This is a genomic window from Maritimimonas sp. 2405UD52-3 (genome assembly GCF_056591715.1).
On the sequence record NZ_JBWQOL010000001.1, the window covers coordinates 797,827 to 815,062 of the forward strand.

Genomic DNA, 17,236 nt, shown 5'->3' on the forward strand with positions numbered 1-17,236 from the left:
AGATAACAATTATGAAAAATACATATATAAAGTTTACATTGATTCTAGTTTTTCTTTCAGCAGTTATATCTTGTGATAGTAAATTAGATTTAGAACCTGAACAGAGTTTAGAGCCTGGAGTTGCTACTGGTAGTGCCGCAAATATTCGTAATATTTTAGTTGGTATTTATGATGAAGCGGCACATGGAAGTGCAGAGACACCAACTTTAGAAGAAAATATTTATGGCGGTCTTACAAATCTTACCTCTGAATTACTAGCCAATACGGGTAATTTAGAGTGGAATGGTACTTTTTTGGAGCCAAGAGAGTTCAATCTAAAACAGATTACTGTTACAAATGTAAATGTTAGAGATATTTGGCTGAATGGTTACGAGGTCATTAATCAGGCAAATATTGTTTTAGAGAATTTGGACAAATTTGATGATGAAGATGAAAGGAATAAAATTGAAGGTGAAGCAAAGTTTTTGAGAGCATTGACTTACTTTGATCTGTCACGGTTTTATGGTCAACAATATGAATCAGGACAGACAAATAGTCAATTAGCAGCACCCATTGTTTTCGAAGCGGTCTTAGCGCCTTCTGATGTTACAGAACCTTCTAGAAATACAGTAGAAGAAGTATACAATCAGGTAATTGCCGATCTTACTTCTGCAGTTGATTTGTTGCCGACATCAAATGATATTTTTGCAGATAGGTATGCGGCTCAAGCCTTATTGGCTAGAGTATATTTACAACAAGGCGATTATCAGAATGCACTTCAAGCTGCGAATGATGTTATCCAGAATAGTGGTCATTCATTAGCTTCTTCTTTTGATGGTGCATTTAATAATAATGAGGATTCTGACGAAGATATTTTTGCCTGGCAAATTACGAGTCAGGATGGAACCAATGATATGAATACGTTTTGGGCTGGTTCTGCTTTTGGTGGTAGGTCTGGTAATCCTGATGTAGCAATAAATGATCTTTTTTTGGATATCTATGACGATGCAAATGATACGAGAAGGACATTCTTTTATTTAACCTCAAGAGGGAGAGCAACTACTAAATGGCAATCGGAATTTGCAAATATTCCGTTTTTAAGACTGGCTGAGATGTATTTGATACGTGCTGAAGCTAATCAAAGATTAGGCAGTGCAACTGGTGCTGCGCCTCTTGAAGATATAAATACTATAAGAAATAGGTCTAATGCTTCAAGCTTAGCTTCAGTTAATCTTGATGATATTTTAAATGAAAGGGAAAGGGAATTAGCTTTTGAAGGCCATGCTATTCATGATGCAAGGAGGTTAATGCAAAATATAGGTAGCTTGCCTTATAATGCCAATAGTTTGGTATTACCTATTCCACAGAGAGAACGTGATGCTAATCCAAATTTAGAACAAAACCCAGGATATAACCCCTAAAAGGATAATCAAACCTCTAAAAAGCGTGAACTTACTTAACATGTTCACGCTTTTTTATTTTGTAAACGCTAGGTAAACTTTCTTCGGCGTGGTAAACTATTGTCAGGCTTAACTTATATCATTCTTTTTGACAGTTTATTTGATCTGTATTTGAATTAATTCAGGCAGGTCTTATGAGGCTGTATTTTTAAAAATTCCACTAAACTTTGATTTCTTTTAAAGGTATACTCGTATGCCTGCCTTTTTTCTTTCCAGTACAACTAATTCAAATGTTTAACTAAAATTTTATGTATGAAATTTAGAAAAAAAGTAATGCTAATACTTTGCTTTGTGACTTTAAATCTGGTATTAGCACAGACAAAAACTGTATCTGGTACTGTCACTGATGGTGATGGTCCTTTACCAGGAGTCAGTATTGTAATTAAAGGCACTTCAACAGGTACTGAAACAGATTTTGATGGTAATTATTCTATTACTGCAAGTGCCGGAGATGTTTTACAGTTTAGTTTTGTTGGTATGAGGACGGTTGAGAGAACCGTGGGTAATCAAAGCATTATTAATGTAATTCTAGAAAGTGACAACTTATTAGAAGAGGTAGTAGTTGTAGCATATGGTACCTCAAGTAAAGAAGCTCTAACTGGTTCTGTAACCCAAATAAAGACTGCAGATATAGAGAAGAGACCAATAACTAATTTATCTACGGCAATTGAAGGAGCATCACCAGGAGTTATTGCTAGTGCCAGCGGGCAACCAGGATCTGGACAAAATATAAGAATTAGAGGATTTGGGTCTTTTACGGCGACCAATGCTCCTCTTTATGTGGTTGATGGTATTCCAATTAACGGCAATTTATCAAATATTAATCCTAACGACATTGAGAATATTACAATACTAAAGGACGCTTCTTCCACGGCATTATATGGTAATAAAGCAACTAATGGAGTTGTGTTGGTTACTACCAAAAGAGGTAAAACTGGTAGAGGTGAGCTTTCTGTAAATATATCAACCGCTGTTGTTGATAGATCAATTGAAGAATATGAAAGGATAGATGCATTTCAATATTATCCCGTAATGTGGGAAGCATTAAGAAATACTTCTGCGATTCCCGGTGTGGGTAGCCAAGCAGATTTAGATGCTGCAAATCAGGCTGCTAGTAATGACATTTTCGGAATTCTAGGATATAATCCATTCAATGTTCCAAATGATCAAATTGTTGGTGTCAATGGGCAATTAAATCCAAGTGCCTCGTTACTTTATAATGATTTTGATTGGGAAGGAGCAATAACAAGAACTGGTGTTAGAAGAACAGCAGATATCAGCTATCAAGGTAGAACGGAAAATGCTGATTATTTTGCCTCATTTGGTTATTTGGATGAAGAAGGTTACTTAACAAAATCTGATTTTGAAAGATTTACAGGTAGAGTAAATGTTAATTATCAAGCCAAGTCATGGTTAAAAGTAGGAGCCAATTTGGCTGGAAGTAAATCAGAAAGTAATCAAGGACAACTTGGTACTACAACTAGTTTTAGAAATGCGTTTAGGTTTACTAGAGAAATGGGGCCAATTTATCCAATTTATGCCCATGACCCTGTGACGGGAGCCTTCATTCTTGATGCAGATGGTAATAGAGTATTCGATATAGATGATAATAGACCGAGCGGAGCAAGTACAGGTAGACATGTTGTTTTAGAAAGACAATTAGATGTAGACTTTGATGAGATTACAAATCTTAACCTTAAAACATATGTAGATATCACTTTAATGGACGGATTGACTTTTAGAACTAATTTGAGTTATGAAGAAGATAATTTTTATAACACGTTTTTCTGGAATACAGTAATTGGTGATGGAGCACCATCGGGGTTAGGATTTAGACAATATATTAGAACTCGCACTGTCGGGTTTAATCAATTATTGAACTATACAAGATCATTTAATGATGTACATAATTTTGAAGTTTTGGCAGGTCATGAAAGTCAACAATTAGAGATTGATGATTTAAACGGTACTCGAAGAACACAAATAGCAGCAGGAAACTTTGAACTCATAAATTTTGTTGAAACCACTGATTTGGTTTCTCAAAGAGATGAAGCAACAGATGATAGTTATTTTGGTAGGCTAAACTACAACTATGACAATAAGTATTTTATCAGTAGTTCAATTCGTACTGATGGTTCTTCGCGATTTACTGATGAAAAGCGGTGGGGTACTTTTTGGTCTTTAGGAGGATCATGGAGTATTGATAAAGAAGACTTTATTGCTAATGCCTCTTGGATCAATCAGTTGAAGCTTAGAGCTTCTTATGGTGAACTAGGAAATAGTCGAATTTTGAAATTGGTAAACAATGTTTTTGTACCTGATTATTACCCTGCACAGGCCACTTTTGCGTTAGATAATAACAATCAAAATGAACCCGGTGTTATTAGGGCAAGTTTAGGAGCTCCAGATTTAGAATGGGAGACAAGTGCTAATTTTGATGTGGCTATAGAGTTTGGTTTTTTTGATAGAATAAGAGGTTCTGTAGAGTACTATAATAAAGAATCACAAAATTTAATTTTTAATGTACCGGTTTCATTTTCAGATGGAGCAGATAGCAAGTTGGAAAATATAGGTACTTTATTCAATCGAGGGATAGAAGTAAGTTTGTCAGCAGATATTATTAAAAATGAAAAGTTTTCTTGGAATCTTACGGTAAATGCTGCAACAATTCAAAATGAATTTACTGAATTACCACAAGGTGAAATAATTAACGGAACAAAAAAATTACAAGTTGGTAAGGGTTTATTTGACTATTGGTTGAGAGATTGGTATGGTGTAGATCCAAGTGACGGATCTGGTTTATTTGTCGCTGAGGATCCAACAGCATCAGGTGTAAGAACTATAAATGGAGTTGCAGTAACACCAAACTCAAACAATGCCAGATTTCATTATGCTGGTTCGGCAATACCTGATCTAACAGGTTCAATAATTAGTCAGTGGAACTATAAAGGGTTTTCTTTATCAACCTTATTTACATATCAAATAGGAGGAGAAACACTTGACTTTAACTATAGGGACATTATGAGTTCCGGCTCTTACGGAACCGCGAAACATGTCGATATTTTAAGAAGATGGCAACAACCTGGTGATGTTACAGATGTTCCTAGAATGGACGCATCATTTTCATCTCAATGGGACGCGACTTCAGATAGATGGTTAACAGATGCTTCTTTCTTTAATTTAAGACAGGCAAGTCTAACATATGATTTTAATGATTCTATCACTGATAAAATAAGCATTTCTGGTTTGAGATTATTTGTGACTGCAGAAAATGTTTTCTCAATAAATGCTAGAAAAGGGCTAAATGTTCAACAACAGTTTAATGGAAATACTTCAAATGTATTCACACCTTCGAGGATTGTTTCATTTGGTTTAAATGTAAAATTATAAAGTAATGAAAAAAGTAAAGTTTATTTTAATATTGTTTATTGGGGCTTTAGTTTTTAATTCTTGTAAAGAAGAATTTTTGGAAACTACACCAACAGATCAGATAGCTGCAAGCGAAGCTGTTAGTACAACAGCAACGGCCAAGGCAGTAATTAATGGAATTCATAGATCACTATACACTCGTTGGAATGATATTCAAGGTAATTGCGGTATAGGAGGTATTTATATACATATGGATTTACTTGGGGAAGATCAAATTGTACATAGAGAGCAATGGCATAATAGAGTTTATAAATGGACAGCAGGTAGAAGCGATACTGATTTCTATGCTGAATTTCCGTGGAGGTCATATTATATAATAATTGCCAATGCGAATGTTTTAATTAATGGTATTGAAAATGCTACAGGCCCAGAAGAAGAAAAGAATGAAATACTAGGTCAAGCTTTAGTATACAGGGCATGGTCGCATTATCAGTTGGTTCAAACCTATGGAGGGAGGTATGTTGCTGGAGGAAATAATTCTCAGTTAGGTGTGCCTTATAAAAAGAGTGCTTTAGAAGAACAACTGGCAAGAAATACTGTTGAAGAGGTATATACAGAGATTAATAATGATTTAGATGCAGCGATTGTAGCTTTAGAAGGATTACCTAGAGCAAATAAGTCCCACATTAATCAAGCGGTTGCGAGAGGAGTGAAGGCGAGAGTTGCTCTTACAATGGGTAATTGGGCATTAGCATCTCAATTTGCTAAAGAAGCCAGAGAAGGTTTTGATTTAATGGATCAAGAAACCTATAGTTTAGGTTTTCAAAATAATTCTGAGAGCAACTCTGAATTTATGTGGGCAAGCCAGGTAGTTACTGATCAAAATGATGGATTTGGTACTTATGGAGCTTACATTTCAAGGAATTTTAGCTCCTCAGCAATTCGTGGTAATCCAAGATCCATAAATTCTACGCTATATGATTTGATACCTGATACAGATGTGAGAAAAGGACTGTGGGATCCTACAGGAGAGCACTTAAACTTGCCATCGGGTAAATCTTTATTAGATATTCATCAAAGACGGGCTTATACAAATCAGAAATTTTTGGCTGTAGGCAATGGAGATAGCACAATGGACGTTCCGCATATGAGAGCAGCTGAAATGTATTTAATTGAGGCCGAGGCTGAAGCAAGATTAGGAAATGATGGTGTAGCTGCCCAGGCACTTTTTGATATGGTATCAACAAGGGATGGAGCATATACTCTGTCAACAAATACTGGTCAAGCATTAATTGATGAAATTTTAATTCAAAGGAGAATTGAACTCTGGGGTGAAGGCTTTAGGTTTTTAGATTTAAAAAGGTTAAATCTTCCTTTAGACAGAACCGGGGCAAATCATAATGCTGCTTTAGCAGATAATGTTTTGGAAGTACCCGCGGGAGATATTCGGTGGGAGTGGTTAATTCCTCGAGAAGAATTAGATGCGAATCCTAATATGCTTCAAAATCCGCAATAAACGTATATACAAACCACCTCAAACGAGGTGGTTTTTTAATACAATGTTTTAAAATAATCAAATGCCTTCAATAATCTAGAACCATACCAACTAAAATATTCTCCATTTACCAATAAGATTTTGGCGCTAGTATATTTTTTTATTTCTTCAAAATGTTTTTCTTTAAACGGATAAGGTTCGGAAGAAAGTAGGATTAAATCTAGATCATAAGTTTTCAATTGTTCTAATTCTATATTAGGATACCGATTTCTATCTTCAAAAATATTTTGAAAACGATTTAATTTAAGAAGTTCATTGATAAAAGTATTTTTACCCACAACCATCCATGGGTCTTTCCAGATAAAATAAGCAACTTTTTGTTGATTTTTTTTTGAAACGATAGATTTAAAAGAGATTAATTTTATTTGAATTTTATCAATTAATTCTTTTGCTATATCCTCAATATTAAAAATGATTCCCATATCTTTTATAAATCTTAAGTTATCATCAAGAGTCATAATATCAGAAACATAAACTGACGATACTTTTATTGCATGTTCTACAATTTCTTCTGTATTCTCTTCTTTATTACAGATAATAATATCGGGTTTAAGATTAGATATTTTCTCAAAATTAACCGTTTTGGTGCCCCCAACAATTGTTTTTTCTTTTCTTATTTCTTTAGGATGTACACAAAATTTTGTGATTCCAATGAGATTATCTTTTAACCCAAGGTCTACCAATAACTCTGTTTGACTAGGAACAAGAGATATAATTCTTTTTGGGATTTCAGAAAAAGATAGCTTTCTATTTAATTGATCTTTAGTAGTTAGCATCAATTATTCTTCCAGAAATAAGGAGTGAATAAAATTAGAATAGTAAATAGTTCTAACCTTCCTAAGAGCATTAAAAATGCTGACCACCATTTTCCAGCTGTAGGTAAACTGCCAAAATTATTTACAGGGCTTAACTCACCAAATGCTGGTCCTACATTACCTAAAGAAGATGCTGCACCGCCAACTGCAGTTACATAATCTATACCCAAAATACCAAATCCAAGGGAACCTATAGCAAAAACCAAAGCATATAGAATTACAAATGCCATAATATTAAATACAATATTTTGAGAAATGGTCTTTTTATTAAATCGTACCGGAATAATAGCATTGGGATGTAAAGAGCGTTTTAACTCTAAATAACCATTTTTGATCAGAATGATATGACGAACAAATTTAATTCCACCTGCCGTAGAACCAGCTGAAGCTCCAAAGAACATTAGGATAAAAAATATAATAGTCAGAAAAGGAGTCCAAATAGTAAAATCGGCAGTAACAAATCCTGTTGTAGTAATTATGGCCGTTACCTGAAACAATCCATGGCGAATAGCACTTTCTAATTCTCCAAAAACCATAGGGTGAGCTATTAATTGAGTTTCTGTAGGTAAGACAGAAACCTCAGCTTTTAAGAAAATAACAAAGCTTACAATAACAGCTATTCCTAAAATATTAAAAAAATAAGTTTTAAATTCTTCATCATTTAAAACTTTGCTGAATTTTCCTTTAAATGCAAAATAGCTCAATACAAAATTAGTACCGGCCAAAATCATAAATACAATGATAATATATTGAATGGCAGGTTGATCATTCCAATAAGCAACACTAGCATTTTTGGTAGAAAAACCCCCAGTAGATAGTGTACTCATTGCATGATTTACAGCATCAAACATACTCATTCCTGCTATTTTTAAAAGCAAAGCTTCTGTTACTGTTAATCCTAAATAGATATACCAAAGTCGTTTTGCAGTATCAGTAATTCTTGGATGTAGTTTATCTGCTGAAGGTCCAGGCGCTTCTGCAGCAAACATTTGCATACCACCAATTCCCAGTAATGGCAATACGGCAATTGTTAAAACAATGATTCCCATACCACCAATCCAATGTGTGGTACTACGCCAAAAGAGAATACCTTTGGGCATGCTTTCAATATCACTCAAGATAGATGCTCCTGTGGTGGTGTAACCTGATATTGTTTCAAAAAAGGCATTGGTAAATGCTGGAATAGAATTTGTAAACAAGTAAGGTAAGGAACCCGATAAGGACATCAAAATCCATCCTAATGTAACAATTATAAAACCTTCACGCTTCTTGACTTCTTTTTTAAACCCCTTACTGGTAAATCTAAAAAGTATCCCTATGAGTAAGGTTACCACACCAGAAAAGAAAATACCACTAACAGCTTCTTCTTTATTGAAAAAACTTATAAGGGCAGATATAAACATAAAAGATCCGTTGAAAATGAGCAAAAACCCCATCATCTGAAAAATGATCTTTACATTCAATTTTTTCATTTACAGCATGTAATTTTTATCAGTCAAAAAACTGTTCTACCGCATTAACGGCATCAGCATGACAGCTAACAAGCACTTTGTCATTGGCTTGAATTCTAAAGTCACCAAGAACAATCATTCCTTTTCCATCTCTAATAACCCCACCTATAGTAGCTTCTCTAGGAAAGTTTAATTCTCTAATTATTTTGCGCGTGATTTTTGAATTTTCGCGTACTTGAAATTCTAAAATCTCTGCATTATGGTTATTTAAAGTAGCAATTTCAACAATATCACCTTTACGGGTATGCTTAAAAATACTATTTGCTGCTAGCAGTTTCTTATTAATGATAGTATCAATACCTATGGAATGTGATAGTTTTGAATAGTCAACATTTTCAGCTAAAGCAATTGTCTTTTTTACATTTTTTGATTTGGCAACTAAGCAAGCCATAATGTTGGTTTCAGAACTTTCGGTTGCCGCTATGAAAACATCCATTTGGTCAACATTTTCTTCTTCAAGAAGTTCAACATCCGTCCCATTACCATAAACAACAAGTGCATTAGGTAATTTATCTGCTAATTCTACTGCCCTTTCCTTTTCGTTCTCAAGAATTTTTATGTTCATTTTCTTGGCACATAACTCTTCAGCCGTTCTTAGACCTATTGCACTACCACCAACGATCATTACATTATTAACTTCTTTTTTCTTTTTTCCAATAAGTTTATAAAGCTCATTTACACCCTCTTTCTGAGTCACAAAATAAGCGAGGTCCCCATTTTTAAAAACGGTATCACCTCTAGGTATTGTAATATCATCAGAATGTTCACTTTGAATCGCAATAGGCATAAAATGTACCTCAGGAAAAGTAGCTGCGGCCTCTTTGACAGACATACCCACGAAAGGAGCTGTTTTTGAAAGGACTATTCCTAACATGCTTAACTGCCCGTCTTCAAACTCATGCATATGGTTAAAGGCAGCTTGATTGAGCATCATTTTTATCTCAATAGCAGCTAATTCTTCAGTGGAAATTAATTCATCAATACCTAATTCAGTAAAATCAACTTCATCTTTATTCTCAATAAATTCTGAATTGTTAATTCTGGCAATGGTACTTTTAGCACCTAATCTTTTTGAAAGAGCACAAGTGGTAATATTTATGGATTCGTTTGATGTGACCGCTATAACTAGGTCTGCTAAGGAAATATTAGCACTTTTTAATGTGGATATAGAGGTGGAATTACCACTAATTATTTTAATATCCAGCTTATTCTCGGCATAACCCAATCGGTCAGAATTAAGATCAATTAAGGTAATATTATGAGCTTCGTATGAGAGTAATTTAGCTAAATGGAATCCTACTTCACCAGCTCCAGCAATGACTATTTTCATTGAATGTATGAATGCAATAAATAAGTGACAAAAGTATTACTTTTTTCTTTTATATCTTTAAAAACCTAAATCGTTTGTGATATGAAGTTGAACTCAAAATCTTTTTCAATTAAACAATGGAAAGAAGATGATAGGCCTCGTGAAAAATTACTTAAAAAAGGAAAAGAATCTTTATCTGATGCTGAGTTGATAGCTATTTTAATAGGTTCAGGGAGTAGAAACGAAAGTGCTGTAGATTTGGCAAAAAAGATGCTAAACTCTTCGCAAAACAACTTAAATGCGTTTAGAAAATTATCTGTAAATGATTTGATAAAATTTAAAGGAATAGGCGAGGCAAAAGCGATAAGTATTGTGACGGCATTAGAATTGGCAAGACGCTGTAGATTAGAAGAAGCTTTAAGTACACCAAAGATTACCAGTAGTAAATCGGTTTTTGAAGTCATGAATCCCATTTTAGGTGAACTAACTCATGAAGAATTTTGGGTATTGTATTTGAATAACTCTAATAAAATAATTCATAAATTTCGATTAAGTAAAGGTGGTTTAACCGGAACTTTGGTAGACTCTAGAATTATTTTTAATAAAGCTATTGAGTTATTAGCTACAGGTTTAATATTGTGTCATAATCATCCGTCTGGCAAGCTGCAACCAAGTGAATCAGACAAAAGCTTAACTAATAAAATTAAACGTGCTGGTGAAACACTAGACATAAAGGTGTTAGACCATCTGATTATTACCGAAAAAGAGTACTTTAGCTTTGCAGATAGTAATATGATGCATTAATGCTATTAGTTTATACACATAAAGTCACACCTCGACTTACCTATACGTTCAAACATTTTTTCACCCGGATACTACAATTAGAAGTAGAATTTACCACCAAGGTTGAGACGTTTATAGCTCATAACGGATTAAAATTAACCTATGGAAAGCAACCATTAAGTAATGAGATTTTTGTACGTAGTGAAAATCTTCTATTTGAACAAGGAATTAATGATATAGAAATAAAAGTAGGTCAATGGCAAAGCGAACCCTGTTTCTTTTTGTATAGACAACCTGCTAGTATACCTTTTGATGTTTTTGCAGCATCATTCTACCTTTTGAGTAGGTACGAGGAGTATTTGCCTCATGTGAAAGATGATTTTGAACGATTTCCTGCCAAAGAGAGCTTAGCTTTTCAATATAAGTTTTTAGAAAAGCCCTTAATAGATAATTGGGCTTATAAGTTCAAAGATATTTTGATTGAACGCTACCCAAAAATTCAATTCAAAGAACGCAAGTTTGAATTTGTTTCAACAGTAGATGTTGATGTTACTTATTGTTATAAAAATAAAGGCATTGTTCGTTCAATTGGCGGTTACTTAAGAGATTTAAGCTCTTTAAAATTTGGAGAGCTGTGGAATAGAACAGCTACAATATTAGGATTTCAAGAAGATCCTTTTGACACGTTTGAAGACTATATAGATTTGCAGAAGAAATATGGAATATCCACTATTTTTTTCTTTTTAGTGAGTGAGTACACCACTTTTGATAAGAATACCTCTTCAAGAAATTCAGGATATAGGTCTTTAATAAAGTCTGTTGCAGATTATTGTAAAATAGGTTTACACCCATCATATTTTACAATGAAAAATGAAACCAAGTTGAAAAAGGAAAAGAAGCGTTTAGAAGAGATTACCAACTTTCCTGCAGAAAGATCTAGGCAACATTATTTAAGATTGGCAATGCCTGACACATATCAAAATCTTATAAATCTTGAGATTACCGAAGATTATTCTATGGGGTATGCACAACACTATGGATTTAGAGCAAGTACCTGTACACCTTTTTATTTTTATGATCTTGATTTTGAAATTCAGACACCACTTAAAATTTTTCCATTTGCTGTTATGGATGTAACGCTAAAGGATTACTTAGATCTATCAACCAAAAGAAGTTATGAGAGTATTACAAATCTTATTCGGGAAGTAAAAAATGTGAATGGCACATTTATTCTTTTGTTTCATAATGAAACTTTAAGCAATCGAGGTAAATGGCGACGCTGGAAGAAATTATACATTGATATTTTAAAACAAGTTTCAGTATTGAGTCAATGATACAGTATCTTACCCGAAACAATTTAGATATTGAAAAATATGATAGTTGTATTGCAAATGCTCATAATTCAAGAATTTATGCCTATAGTTGGTATTTAGATATTGTAGCAGATAACTGGAGCGTTCTGGTACTTGATGATTATGAAGCAGTAATGCCACTGCCATGGAGGAAGAAGTATTTTATGAAATACGTATATCCTCCCTTTTGGTTATTAGAATTAGGTATCTTTTTTACTTCTAATGATGTAGATGAAAGTAAATTTTTAAAAGAAGTTTATAAGCATTTTAGGTTTATTGAGCTAAGAATGAATACAGAGAATGTGAACGAAAGTATTTTAAAAAATGGTAGAAAAAAACGATTTCAATGTTTATCTCTAAATAATGAATATAAAATTATTAAACGTAATTACAGAAAAGATAGACAAAAAGATTTACGGAGGGCTTTTGAAAATAAGTTAGTTGAAAAATGGGATTATGATCCTGAGCACTTAGTAAAACTTTTCAGAGAAAATGTAGGAAAAAGAATACCAAAAATTAATGAAAACGATTATAATACATTAACCAATTTGATTAACTGTTGTATCAATAAGAAGAAAGGGGAAATACTTTCAATTTATGATGCCAATCAACAATTAGTGGCGTCTGCTTTTCTGTTGAAACATAAAAAAGTGGTTACCATTTTGGTTTCTTCAACAGATTTTAACAATCGAAACAACGGCGCAAATACTTTTTTAATAGACAGAGCAATCTATAAATACCAAAAGGAATACAATGAGTTTAATTTTGGAGGGTCTTCTATTTTAAGCATAGCCAATTATTTCAAAAGTTTTGGCGCATCGCAAAAAGAGTATTTTTTAATAAAAAACGATAAATTATTTGATGTTTTTAGGAACATGAAAATCTGAGTTCTTATAAATCATTAAAAACCAAATACAACTAATAATTCCTGTAAACCACATTAAAATAGAAGAAGTTATTGCAGCTCCTTTAATACCATATTTCGGAATTAAATAATAATTGAAAACTCCATTAATAATCAAAGCTATAGTTGCAATATAATAATTCACATGTGCTTTACCTATTGAAGAAAGTAAATTTCCAAATAAGCCTCTAAATATTAAAATTCCGCAAACGCCAATAATTAGAATAAGAAAACTGTCAGAGAATTGTTTGAAGCTACTATCAAAAATATTTAAAATTTGTACGGAGAAGAGAAATGAGAAAATTACTACACTTAAACTGACAATGAAAAAGAAATACATGTAACCCTTTATATAATCTTTAATAAATTTTTTGTCATATATATTTTCAGTAAAGGTTACAAAATCAGTATTTATAAATACTTGAGGTAAAAAAAGAATACTAAATGGAATTAAGCTGATATATTTATAATTGGTAACCATTTCTGCATCTTTAAGAAGGTAACCTATCAAGAAAATATCAATGACAAATAGTAATTGCGTTACTACATTTGACAAGCTTGCAAAAAAACCATATTTATAAAAAGAAAAGTTTATAAACGTGAAGTGATATGTTTCTTTGAAATTTATATTCAATTTACCAATAAATATTAGAGAGGCTATCAAGGGAGTAATAACTAGTGCAATTATGTAACCTTTTTCTTTAAACAGGTAACTCATTAAAAATACACTTATCACCAATATTAAATTGTAACCAAATTCTGCTATTGAAAAAGATTTGTTATCATGTTTTAATCTAAATTGAATTTTTATCAATTCAAAAATATACATGGGTAATATTATAAAGGATAGAATTATTAGATAATATTGTGTATTAGCAAAAGAAAAATTGACAAAAAAACTTACGATTATAATTAGAAGTATGAGTATGCTTGATGCTGCTAATCCTTTCTTTAAAACAAAATGAAAAAGCATATCTTTCCCACTATTTGTTTTTAATAATGCTCCATAACGAATAAGGCTCTGATGCATGCCTAATCCAGCTATAGGGATTATAAATGATATGATATTAAATGCAAAAATTACTTCACCTAGCTCTTTATTATTAATTAACTGTAGAGCTATCCAGGAAGCAAAGAAAGAAAGTAACCTAGCAATTACTGATGCTATTAAGACATATGAACCTGATCGATTTAAAAAATCTTGAATATATTTTTTAATTATTTTCAACTGTTCTCAAAGAAATTTTGTAACCACAACTCTGTTGATACAAGTTGCCAAATTTTGGTTTCATTTTTAGATTTTAAAATTTCATCAATATACATATTGTTAAGGATTTGCCTATTTTTTAACGTATTTATTGAGTCATAAACCAATTCTTTTAATTCATTAAATACCCAGTTTTTTAATGGAAGTGTTAGCCCCCTTTTTTCCATTTCAATACTGCTTTTAGATATATACTTTTTAGCCACTTCTCTTAATATATATTTTTGAAGACCATATTTTAGTTTATACTTGGTTGGAATTCTAAAAGCAGTTTCAATAAAATTATGATCAAGTAGTGGTAAACGGCCTTCAATTGAGAATGCCATAGTTGAATGATCTAAAGCTCTTGTTTGATGGTTGCCAATGTATGACTTTAAGTTATAAAAACTTATTTCGTCAAAAACATCAGTGAATTTATAGTCTTTTGAGTATAAGCTATTTAAAAGGGTTTTTGTGTTGTGTTTTTTTTGAAATAGTTTTGCAATTTGAGAATCTGAGAAGTTCGTATAATAGTGAGAATAAAATTCTCCTACGGTTTTATATGATGAAAGTTCTTGACCTTTTCTAATTTTTTGATGTATTTGCGGTATCAATCCAATAATATGCTTGAATTTTTTAGTTTTTTCCCACAGAGATATTTTATTATAGACATCATAACCACCAAAAAGCTCATCTCCACCTAAACCACTTAACACTACTTTTAAATTATTTTCTGAGGCCATTTTAGCCAGTACAAAATTTGCTGATAAATGAAAGTAGGGTTCTTCATAAGCATCTATTGTTTGTTGAAGGTTTTTAATAGCATCTGAAGCATTAGTATAATGAATCTGATGATTTAGTTTTTCTTTCTTTGCCGTTTCGCTTGCTTGTAATACTTCATCTAATTTTTTAAATTCTTTAAAACCTAATGTTAGTACTTTAATGTTAGGCTTTTTTTTACCAGCTAGAACCGAAACCAAACTTGAATCAATTCCTCCACTCATGAAAGTGCCAATATTAACATCAGAGATTAACCTATAATTTATTGCTTTTTTTAGTTCACTTTCAATAAGTAGAATAGAATCTTTTTCAGATAAAGAATGATCTTGGGTGTTTATCGGAATTTCCCAATATTGATTTTTTAGTATTGAATTATCATTTAGATTGATTTTTAAGAAGTGGCCCGGTTCTAAAGCACTAATATCTTCAAAACATGTGTGCGGTCGTTGAGCTATTGAAAATCTATAATTCTGCCATAAACCTTCCCAATTAATGTTGGGTATATAGATTTTTGATGAAATAATTGACTTAATAGTACTGCCAAATATAAAATGATCTGAGTTCTTATAGAAGTAAACTGGTTTAATGCCAATTCTATCACGGGCAATAATCAATGTATTCTTCACTTTATCAAAAATGGAAAAAGAAAACATTCCATTTAATTTTTTCAAAGCTCCATCCCCCCATTCTATATAAGATTTAAGTAGTACTTCAGTATCTGAACTAGAAAAAAAAGTATATCCTAAACCTATGAGTTCTTTTTGCAGTTCTTTATAATTATAGATTTCACCATTGAAAATTATCCAATACTTTTGGGTTTCATCAGACATTGGTTGATGACTCTTGTTAGAAAGGTCAATAATTTTTAATTGCCTAAAACCAAATCCAACGTTAAAATATTGATTAAAAGAATTGTAAATGTGATTGGAATTTTTAACTAGAGAGTCATTGCCATGGTATTGTGTATAGTGATTGTCAAATAAAACATAACCTTCATCATCAGGACCTCTTTTTACCATACTTTCAGTCATTAAGAATAATGACTCAGCATTGTCTTTTCTTTGGTTTAGATTTATAATTCCAGAAATTCCACACATAAGTTATTACTTTAATGCTTTATAATAGAGGTCAGAAAAATGGTTAGCTACATGTTTCATGCTAAAATTTTCTGATACATATGTATGCATTTCTTTTTTATCAGCAGTCAGATATTTTGAATGGTAGAAATGGAGAATTGTAGTATACAATTCTTTTTCATCCCCAGCAGGAATAAGTCTTCCAAAATTGCTTGGAAAAAATTCACTAATTCCCCCAACATCTGTAGAAATTACTTGTATACCACAAGAAAAAGCTTCTAAAATTACACAAGGTTGATTCTCATAGTTACTAAATAAAATGAATAAATTAGATTGTTGAAGGTGTTTAGATAATTCATTTTGAGAGATGTGCTCTATTATTGTGCACTTAGTGGAATCTAAATTAAGTTCGCGGATTACGTTTTGATATTTATGAGCATTACTACCAATAAGCTTTAAGTTTATATTTGGTATTTTCTTTTGGAGCTGGGCAAAAACTTTTAAAATTCCAGATACGTTTTTGTATTCATCAATCATATTTGAAACATGAATAAGATTGAATGTCTCTAAAGAGTCTTCAGATATTGTAAAAATTTCTGTATCAACAACATTTGGAACCTTGTAATAAGTTCCGTTTATTCCAAAAGATTCCATAGAATTTTTTAAATCATCTGAAACTGGACAAATAAAAGAGGCATTTTTAGCAATTAATTTTGAAAGCAATTTTTGAATTAGACTAATTTTTTTTGACAATGGGTATTTGTAATCCGTCCAGTGTTCTGATATGATATATTCTTTTTTGAAAAACCACTTTTGATGTAAAGCAAGTAAGCCAAACGGATATATAATGTTTAAATGTATTAGATCAAAATCAATTATTTTAGCTAGGAGTTTTTTGTATGCTCTATAGAATGCCCAGGCTTTTTTAATTGGATTTTTTTCAGTTTTAACATATGCAATATACTGTTGAACTCCTTTAAAGTTACTATTAACAATTTCTATTTCTTTAGTCATTGCACTATCTGAAATAATATGTAAGGTTGATACTTTATGTTTTAAACTTACCGCTTGGGCATGGCGCTGAATAAAATCACCATTTG

At 32.1% G+C, this 17,236-nt stretch carries 12 protein-coding genes; 6 read left to right on the plus strand and 6 right to left on the minus strand.

Going from position 1 to position 17,236, the window contains the following annotated elements; genetic code table 11:
• Window positions 1–11: 11 nt before the first annotated feature.
• The 3 genes from AC1EU5_RS03745 (at window position 12) to AC1EU5_RS03755 (ending at window position 6,324) form a co-directional block, all read left to right on the plus strand.
• Window positions 12–1,400, plus strand: coding sequence for a RagB/SusD family nutrient uptake outer membrane protein (locus AC1EU5_RS03745; protein WP_480191008.1), 1,389 nt, complete (start codon window positions 12–14; stop codon window positions 1,398–1,400).
• 291 nt (window positions 1,401–1,691) lie between these two features.
• On the plus strand, window positions 1,692–4,829 hold the full coding sequence (locus AC1EU5_RS03750; protein WP_480191009.1) for a SusC/RagA family TonB-linked outer membrane protein: 3,138 nt from the start codon (window positions 1,692–1,694) through the stop codon (window positions 4,827–4,829).
• A gap of 4 nt (window positions 4,830–4,833) precedes the next feature.
• Window positions 4,834–6,324, plus strand: a complete 1,491-nt coding sequence (locus tag AC1EU5_RS03755) for a RagB/SusD family nutrient uptake outer membrane protein (protein WP_480191010.1) — start codon at window positions 4,834–4,836, stop codon at window positions 6,322–6,324.
• Between the two features lie 35 nt (window positions 6,325–6,359).
• On the opposite strand, the gene AC1EU5_RS03760 is transcribed toward AC1EU5_RS03755, so the two are convergent.
• Genes AC1EU5_RS03760 through trkA form a run of 3 tightly spaced genes read right to left on the minus strand, consistent with a single transcriptional unit; the run spans window position 6,360 to window position 10,019 of the window.
• Window positions 6,360–7,139 carry an ABC transporter substrate-binding protein gene (locus AC1EU5_RS03760; protein ID WP_480191011.1) on the minus strand — a complete coding sequence of 260 codons (780 nt, stop codon included), beginning with the start codon at window positions 7,137–7,139 and terminating at the stop codon, window positions 6,360–6,362.
• Window positions 7,139–8,650, minus strand: coding sequence for a TrkH family potassium uptake protein (locus AC1EU5_RS03765; RefSeq protein WP_480191012.1), 1,512 nt, complete (start codon window positions 8,648–8,650; stop codon window positions 7,139–7,141). Before AC1EU5_RS03765 ends, AC1EU5_RS03760 begins: the two co-directional genes overlap by 1 nt.
• A gap of 19 nt (window positions 8,651–8,669) precedes the next feature.
• On the minus strand, window positions 8,670–10,019 hold the full coding sequence (trkA, locus tag AC1EU5_RS03770; RefSeq protein ID WP_480191013.1) for a Trk system potassium transporter TrkA: 1,350 nt from the start codon (window positions 10,017–10,019) through the stop codon (window positions 8,670–8,672).
• Between the two features lie 81 nt (window positions 10,020–10,100).
• On the opposite strand from trkA, the gene radC reads away from it, so the two are divergent.
• The 3 genes from radC to AC1EU5_RS03785 are packed head-to-tail and all read left to right on the plus strand — an operon-like array spanning window position 10,101 to window position 13,020.
• Window positions 10,101–10,802: a RadC family protein gene (radC, locus tag AC1EU5_RS03775; RefSeq protein WP_480191014.1), complete on the plus strand. Its 702-nt coding sequence runs from the start codon at window positions 10,101–10,103 to the stop codon at window positions 10,800–10,802.
• Window positions 10,802–12,115, plus strand: a complete 1,314-nt coding sequence (locus tag AC1EU5_RS03780) for a polysaccharide deacetylase family protein (protein ID WP_480191015.1) — start codon at window positions 10,802–10,804, stop codon at window positions 12,113–12,115. The genes radC and AC1EU5_RS03780 overlap by 1 nt, the downstream gene beginning before the upstream one ends.
• The gene (locus AC1EU5_RS03785; protein WP_480191016.1) at window positions 12,112–13,020 is read left to right on the plus strand and encodes a hypothetical protein; all 909 of its coding nucleotides are present in this window, start codon (window positions 12,112–12,114) and stop codon (window positions 13,018–13,020) included. Before AC1EU5_RS03780 ends, AC1EU5_RS03785 begins: the two co-directional genes overlap by 4 nt.
• Here AC1EU5_RS03785 and AC1EU5_RS03790 read toward each other — a convergent pair.
• The 3 genes from AC1EU5_RS03790 to AC1EU5_RS03800 are packed head-to-tail and all read right to left on the minus strand — an operon-like array spanning window position 12,988 to window position 17,150.
• Window positions 12,988–14,265: an MATE family efflux transporter gene (locus tag AC1EU5_RS03790; protein ID WP_480191017.1), complete on the minus strand. Its 1,278-nt coding sequence runs from the start codon at window positions 14,263–14,265 to the stop codon at window positions 12,988–12,990. The two genes, AC1EU5_RS03785 and AC1EU5_RS03790, sit on opposite strands and share 33 nt — an antisense overlap.
• Entirely contained in the window at window positions 14,262–16,157 is a 1,896-nt protein-coding gene (gene asnB, locus AC1EU5_RS03795) for an asparagine synthase (glutamine-hydrolyzing) (protein WP_480191018.1), read from the minus strand. The genes AC1EU5_RS03790 and asnB overlap by 4 nt, the downstream gene beginning before the upstream one ends.
• 6 nt (window positions 16,158–16,163) lie before the next feature.
• Window positions 16,164–17,150, minus strand: coding sequence for a glycosyltransferase family 4 protein (locus AC1EU5_RS03800; RefSeq protein ID WP_480191019.1), 987 nt, complete (start codon window positions 17,148–17,150; stop codon window positions 16,164–16,166).
• Window positions 17,151–17,236: the final 86 nt, after the last annotated feature.

Coding starts and splice junctions, on each gene's coding strand:
- AC1EU5_RS03745 (WP_480191008.1), top strand. CDS start 12: ATGAAAAATACATATATAAAGTTTACATTGATTCTAGTTTTTCTTTCA.
- AC1EU5_RS03750 (WP_480191009.1), top strand. CDS start 1,692: ATGAAATTTAGAAAAAAAGTAATGCTAATACTTTGCTTTGTGACTTTA.
- AC1EU5_RS03755 (WP_480191010.1), top strand. CDS start 4,834: ATGAAAAAAGTAAAGTTTATTTTAATATTGTTTATTGGGGCTTTAGTT.
- AC1EU5_RS03760 (WP_480191011.1), bottom strand. CDS start 7,139: ATGCTAACTACTAAAGATCAATTAAATAGAAAGCTATCTTTTTCTGAA.
- AC1EU5_RS03765 (WP_480191012.1), bottom strand. CDS start 8,650: ATGAAAAAATTGAATGTAAAGATCATTTTTCAGATGATGGGGTTTTTG.
- trkA (WP_480191013.1), bottom strand. CDS start 10,019: ATGAAAATAGTCATTGCTGGAGCTGGTGAAGTAGGATTCCATTTAGCT.
- radC (WP_480191014.1), top strand. CDS start 10,101: ATGAAGTTGAACTCAAAATCTTTTTCAATTAAACAATGGAAAGAAGAT.
- AC1EU5_RS03780 (WP_480191015.1), top strand. CDS start 10,802: ATGCTATTAGTTTATACACATAAAGTCACACCTCGACTTACCTATACG.
- AC1EU5_RS03785 (WP_480191016.1), top strand. CDS start 12,112: ATGATACAGTATCTTACCCGAAACAATTTAGATATTGAAAAATATGAT.
- asnB (WP_480191018.1), bottom strand. CDS start 16,157: ATGTGTGGAATTTCTGGAATTATAAATCTAAACCAAAGAAAAGACAAT.
- AC1EU5_RS03800 (WP_480191019.1), bottom strand. CDS start 17,150: ATGACTAAAGAAATAGAAATTGTTAATAGTAACTTTAAAGGAGTTCAA.